The following is a 5,873-nucleotide window of genomic DNA, read 5'->3' as shown; positions in this document are numbered from 1 at the left end:
TGCTGCGCGGCGCGGTGCCGCAAATCGCGCCAGAAGGCGCCCGGGTGGGGGGGAGTTCAGGATGACCAGCCGTTGTAGCCGCTGCGGCTGGGTGGCGGCCAGATTTCACGCTACGGCGCCGCCCCAGTCGTGCGCCACGAGTGCGGCCACCTGAGCCGGCGTGGGACTGTCGGCCGTGACGATGTCGATAAGGGCGGCGATGTCTTGGACCAGGTGGCGTGGCCCGATAGGCTTGCGGGTCGGTGGGGGCGCTGGAGCGCTCGTAGCCACGCAGGTTGGGCGCGATGCAACGCCAGCCGCCGTGCTCAGCCGCGGCGAAATGTCTCAGGGCCTCGTCCCACACGAACGCCGCTTCGGGAAAGCCGTGCAGAAACAGCAGCACCGGCCGGCCGGGCTGTCCTGCGGCACGCTCGCTCAGCGTGATGCCGTGGGGCAGCGGGCAGTCGAAGGTTTGGATGGTCATGGAGGGTGGCCTCGAGGACAGCAGGGTAGTGAGCGTGAACCGGTACCGACGGCTCGGGCAGCCCCTCGGAGTGCCGTCGGGCAGATGCGGCCGGCGCGTCGGCAGCGGTCTGACCCCACGGCGGTACCGCGCCTGTTTAGCCGGCTGCCGGCGCGCCTGCGCGGCGATGGGCCCAATCCCACAGCCGCTGGGCCACGTCTTCCACCCCTTGGCGCTTGATGGCGGAAAACAGCATCGCATCGCCGCCGCGGCATTGCAATCGCGCAATCGACAGTGCCCGGGTGGCCTGCTGGTGCGAGAGCTTGTCCGCCTTGGTCAGCAGCACCAGAAAGTCCAGACCCTGCTCGACCCGGGGACGGATGATCTCCAGCAGCGCCTCATCCCGCTCGGTCAGGCCCAGGCGCGCGTCACACAGCAGCACCACGGCGCGCAGGTTAGGGCGGCTGACCAGGTAATGGGCCATGACCTGCTGCCAGCGCCGCTTGGCCGCCTGCGGCACCGCGGCGTAGCCATAGCCGGGCAGGTCGGCCAGCACGGCGTCGGTCTGCCCGCCCTTGCCCAGCGCAAACAGCACGATGCTCTGGGTGCGCCCGGGCATCTTGGAGGCGAAGGCCAGTTGGCGCTGCTGCGCCAGGGTGTTGATGCAGGTGGACTTGCCGGCGTTGGAGCGGCCGACAAAAGCGATTTCGGGCACCTCCAGCGCGGGCAGGTGCTGCAGCTGCGGCGCTTCGGTGAGAAAGCGCGCCGTGTGCAGCCACGCCATGGGCGTGGTAGGGGTGGGTGCGCCAGCAAGCAGGGTGTCGGTGTTCATGCCAGTCGGGTGTTGGGGCATTGTAAAATCCCGCGCCAGCGTACCCCATCGGGCGGGGTACGCGCCGCCCAATACCACTTGTTGCGCCCTCTCTGCGAATACGTCATGAAACCCTTCGTCACGCTCATCGCTGCCGCGTTGGCTGCCACCCTGTCCTGGCCCGTTGTCGCGCAAAGCGGCCAGCCTGATGTGAAGCGCGGAGCCACGCTGTACGGGCAGGTGTGCGTGGCTTGTCACGCCGCTGACGGCAACTCCACCACCGCGGCCAATCCCAAACTGGCGCAGCAGCACCCCGAGTATCTGATCAAGCAACTGACCGAATACAAAAGCGGCAAGCGCGCCAACGCGGTGATGGTGGGCTTTGCGTCGGGGCTGTCCGAGCAGGACATGCGCGACATCGCCCACTGGCTGGCTAGCCAGAAGGCGGCGCCGGGTTTTGCCACCAACGCCGAGCTGGTGCGGTTGGGAGAGCGCATTTACCGCGGTGGGCTGATGGATCGGCGCATTCCGGCCTGCGCAGGCTGTCACTCGCCCAATGGCGCGGGTATCCCGGCGGAATACCCGCGGCTGGCCGGTCAGCACGCCGAGTACACCGCCACGCAGCTCAAGCTGTTCCGCAGCAACGAGCGCGCCAACAACAAGCAGATGCACGAAATTGCGCGCTACCTGACCGACCGCGAAATTGCGGCGCTGGCCGAATATATCGCTGGGCTGCAGTAAGTGCGGCGGGCAGGCTGGGGTAGGCGGTTGACCGCGTGCCCTGTGGGTCTGGCGGCGCACGGTCGCGGGGAAGATGCCCGCGATGCGGAACCGGAAATATCAGTGTCTGATAATATTCTGGGTGGTTGCCGGCCCGCTGTGCGGAACCTTTGGCCCAGCCACCGATCCGACGCCAGGCAGGCCCCACGGGCCTGCCTTTTTTGTGTAGCCGAAGCCGCATGAGCGTCTCCACTGCCGGAATCGAGTTGCGTGCCACGAACCGCTGGCTGACGGCGGCAGTGGAGCTGCTGTCGTCGATGCGCTTTGCCATCGCGCTGCTGACGGTGATCTGCATTGCGTCGGTGGTGGGCACCGTGCTCAAGCAGCATGAGCCGCTGAACAACTATGTCAACCAGTTCGGGCCGTTCTGGTCCGAGGTGTTTGGTGCGCTGAACCTGTACGCGGTCTACAGCGCGTGGTGGTTTTTGCTGATCCTGGCCTTTTTGGTCGTCAGCACGTCACTGTGCATCGTGCGCAACACGCCCAAGATCGTGGCCGATCTGCGCCAGTTCAAGGAGCACGTGCGCGAGCAGAGCTTGCAGGCGTTCCATCACAAGGCGCGGGCCGAGTTGGCCGAGCCGCCGCGTGCCGCGGCCGAACGCATCGGCCAGGCGCTGCTGGCGCGTGGGTGGAAGGTGCGCCTGCAGTCGCGTCAGACGCCCGGCGGCACTGGCTGGATGGTAGCGGCCAAGGCCGGAGCGGCCAACAAGATCGGCTACCTCGCTGCCCATGCGGCCATCGTCATCATCTGCATCGGGGGGTTACTCGACGGCGACCTGATGGTGCGCCTGCAGATGTGGTTCGGGGACAAGGAGCCGCTTCAGGGCGGCGGGCTGATCGCCGAGGTGCCGCAGAAGCACCGCCTCAGCGATGCTAACCCCACCTTCCGCGGCAATCTGCTGGTCACCGAAGGCACCCGTGCCGGCATTGCCGTGTTGGCGCAGCCCGAGGGCGTGGTGCTGCAGGAGCTGCCGTTCGAAGTCGAGCTGAAAAAGTTCATCGTCGAGTACTACGACAGCGGCATGCCGCGTCTGTTTGCCAGTGAGATTGTTATCCATGACCGCTACACGGGCGAGGCGCGCCCGGCGCGGGTCGAAGTCAACCACCCGGTTGAGCACCGCGGCATCTCCATCTATCAGTCCAGCTTCGACGACGGCGGCTCGCTGGTGAAGCTGCGCGCGCTGCCGATGGGCGCGGCGGTCAAGCCGTTCGAGGTGCAGGGCCGCATCGGTGAGGCGACGATGCTGACCAACGGCAGCGAACGGCTGCGCCTGGAGTTTACTGGGCTGCGCGTCATTAATGTCGAAAACTTTGGCGGCCAGGGACGTGACGCGGCGGATGTGCGTCGGGTCGATTTGCGGCAGGCCATCGAGGCCCGCTTGGGTGCCGGCAACAAGACCGTGACGGAGCGCACGTTGCGCAATGTCGGTCCCAGCGTCGCCTACAAGTTGCGCGACGAAGCCGGTCAGGCGCGGGAATTCCACAACTACCAGTTGCCCATCGAACTCGACGGCCAGCGCGTGTACCTGCTGGGGGTGCGCGAGTCGCCGTCCGAGCCGTTCCGCTACCTGCGCGTGCCGGTGGACGACAACGACGGCATGGAGGGCTTCGTGCGCCTGCGCGCGGCGCTGGCCGATGCCGCGCTGCGCCGCCAGGCGGTGCAGCGCTACGTGGCCCATGCGGCTGCCGGACAGCCGCCCGCGGTGGTGGAGGCACTGACCGGCTCGGCACAGCGCGCCATCGACCTGTTCGCCGGCGAGGATCCCGAGATCGCGCGGCTGCCGCACAACGGCGCGCCGCGGCTGGGGGGGCTGCAGGCGCTGTCGGCCTTCATGGAGGCCAACATCCCCGAGGCGGAGCGCGAGCGCGTCGGCGAAGTGCTGCTGCGCATCCTCAACGGCGCCCTGTTTGAGCTGTACCAGCTCAGCCGCCAGCAGGCGGGGTTGCCGCCCGCGGAACGTGGCGACGCCACCGCGGCCTTCATGACGCAGGCGGTGCTGGCGCTGTCGGACGCCTTTTTCTACCCGGCACCGCTGGTGCTGACGCTGACCGACTTCGAGCACGTGCAGGCCAGCGTTTTCCAGGTGGCGCGAGCCCCCGGCAAGACCATTGTCTATCTGGGGTGTGCGTTGCTGATCGTCGGCGTTTTTGCCATGCTCTATGTGCGTGAGCGGCGCCTGTGGGTGTGGTTGGCGCCGTCGGCGTCGGGCGCCGCCGCGACCATGGCGCTGTCGAGCAACCGCAAGCTGCTGGACAACGACCGCGAGTTTGACGCGCTCAAGGCTCTGCTTCCTACCCCCACCGCTGGAGGTGCGACATGACCACTGCCACCGAGACCATCGATTTGCGCCCCGCCGGGCGCCCCAACAGCGGCGTGCGCGGCTGGCTGCAGCGGCGTACGCTGTGGGACTGGCTGTATGCCGTACTGGTGCTGGCCGCCACCGCCGTGGCGTTTGCCATCTACGGCGCGCGCATGGATGGTTACGAGCGCGCCATCTTGGCCGGGACGGCGCCCAGCCTGATTGCGCTGGCGTGGTTTTGGCGACCGGTGCAGCTGCTGACAGTGGCGGTGGGAGCGCTGTCGCTGCTGGCCATTGGCCTGTACCAGGTGGACGGGCGCGCCGATTTGGCGCGGGCCGAGCAGGTGTTCCTGCTCAAGTACTTCCTCTCCAGTCAGTCGGCCATCCTGTGGATGAGCGTGCTGTTTTTCATGAGCACGGTGTTTTACTGGATAGGCATGCTGGCGCCGCGCGGTGGCGACACGGCCGAGCGGCTGGGCTCGCGCATCGCCTGGGTGGCGGTAACGCTGGCGCTGGTGGGTACGATGGTGCGCTGGTACGAAAGTCACCAGATCGGGCCCGGCATTGGCCACATTCCGGTCAGCAACCTGTACGAGGTATTCGTGCTGTTTGCGTGGCTGACCGCCGCCTACTATCTGTATTACGAAGACCGCTATCAGACGCGCCGCATGGGGGCGTTTGCGATGCTGATCGTCAGCGCCGCGGTGGGCTTTTTGCTGTGGTACACGGTGGTGCGTGAGGCGCACCAAATTCAGCCGTTGGTGCCGGCGCTACAGAGCTGGTGGATGAAGCTGCACGTGCCGGCCAATTTCATCGGCTACGGCACCTTTGCCATTGCTGCCATGCTGGCGTTTGCCTACCTCATCAAGCAAAGCGCTGCCGAGACGCGCTGGTGGAAACTGGCGCCGCTGTGGGCGCTGGGTGTGGTGCTGTGCTTCGAGCCGCTGGTGTTCCGCCAGGACGCAGCGGACAAGGGCGGCAGCTACTGGTTCATTTACTTTGGCGTGTCGGCACTGATCGTTGGCGGCATTCTGTCTGCGCGCCGGCGCATCGCCGAGCGTCTGCCAAGTCTGCAGGTGCTCGACGACGTGATGTACAAAGCCATCGCGGTGGGCTTTGCGTTTTTCACCATCGCCACCGTGTTGGGGGCGCTGTGGGCAGCCGAGGCGTGGGGTGGTTACTGGAGCTGGGACCCGAAGGAGACCTGGGCGCTGATCGTCTGGCTCAACTATGCGGCGTGGCTGCATATGCGCCTGATGAAGGGGCTGCGCGGTACGGTGGCCGCGTGGTGGGCGCTGGTGGGCTTGGGCATCACCACCTTCGCGTTTCTGGGCGTCAACATGTTCCTGAGCGGCCTGCACAGCTACGGTGCGCTGTAAGCGGCGCTGCCCGGTGATGGCGCGGCATGGCGGCCCGGTTGTGTGATGGCAGTTGGCAGGATGCGCAGTCGGCCCAGTGAAATCACGCCTGAAGCCGTGTTCAAAGATCGGCGGGTGTGGTTGCGGCGGGTGGGTTTGGCCGCCGTCGGGTCGGTGTGTGC

4 protein-coding genes and 1 pseudogene are annotated in these 5,873 nt (G+C 66.8%); 3 read left to right on the top strand and 2 right to left on the bottom strand.

The features are described from left to right. Positions 1-463 (bottom strand): annotated as a pseudogene (locus V7Z54_RS07230) (alpha/beta fold hydrolase); the annotation flags it as partial. Positions 464-599: 136 nt separating this feature from the next. After that, positions 600-1,274: a ribosome biogenesis GTP-binding protein YihA/YsxC gene (yihA, locus tag V7Z54_RS07225; RefSeq protein WP_334135472.1), complete on the bottom strand. Its 675-nt coding sequence runs from the start codon at positions 1,272-1,274 to the stop codon at positions 600-602. Positions 1,275-1,379: 105 nt separating this feature from the next. Between yihA and V7Z54_RS07220 the strand changes: the two genes are divergently transcribed. The 3 genes from V7Z54_RS07220 (at position 1,380) to ccsB (ending at position 5,712) form a co-directional block, all read left to right on the top strand. Next, complete coding sequence (locus V7Z54_RS07220) at positions 1,380-1,994, top strand: c-type cytochrome (protein ID WP_334135470.1); 615 nt, start codon at positions 1,380-1,382, stop codon at positions 1,992-1,994. Between the two features lie 218 nt (positions 1,995-2,212). Continuing rightward, a complete protein-coding gene (locus V7Z54_RS07215) occupies positions 2,213-4,354 on the top strand; it encodes a cytochrome c biogenesis protein ResB (protein ID WP_334135469.1) in 2,142 nt (713 codons plus the stop codon). Then, complete coding sequence (gene ccsB, locus V7Z54_RS07210; RefSeq protein WP_334135467.1) at positions 4,351-5,712, top strand: c-type cytochrome biogenesis protein CcsB; 1,362 nt, start codon at positions 4,351-4,353, stop codon at positions 5,710-5,712. The genes V7Z54_RS07215 and ccsB overlap by 4 nt, the downstream gene beginning before the upstream one ends. Positions 5,713-5,873 lie beyond the last annotated feature (161 nt).

Origin of the sequence: Tepidimonas sp., from assembly GCF_036824975.1 — a bacterium.
Lineage (GTDB): Bacteria > Pseudomonadota > Gammaproteobacteria > Burkholderiales > Burkholderiaceae_C > Tepidimonas.
This window is presented reverse-complemented; position numbering and strand designations above follow the sequence as displayed.

Bases quoted from the DNA above. Each gene is read 5' to 3' on its own strand.
- yihA (WP_334135472.1), bottom strand. From the start codon at position 1,274: ATGAACACCGACACCCTGCTTGCTGGCGCACCCACCCCTACCACGCCC.
- V7Z54_RS07220 (WP_334135470.1), top strand. From the start codon at position 1,380: ATGAAACCCTTCGTCACGCTCATCGCTGCCGCGTTGGCTGCCACCCTG.
- V7Z54_RS07215 (WP_334135469.1), top strand. From the start codon at position 2,213: ATGAGCGTCTCCACTGCCGGAATCGAGTTGCGTGCCACGAACCGCTGG.
- ccsB (WP_334135467.1), top strand. From the start codon at position 4,351: ATGACCACTGCCACCGAGACCATCGATTTGCGCCCCGCCGGGCGCCCC.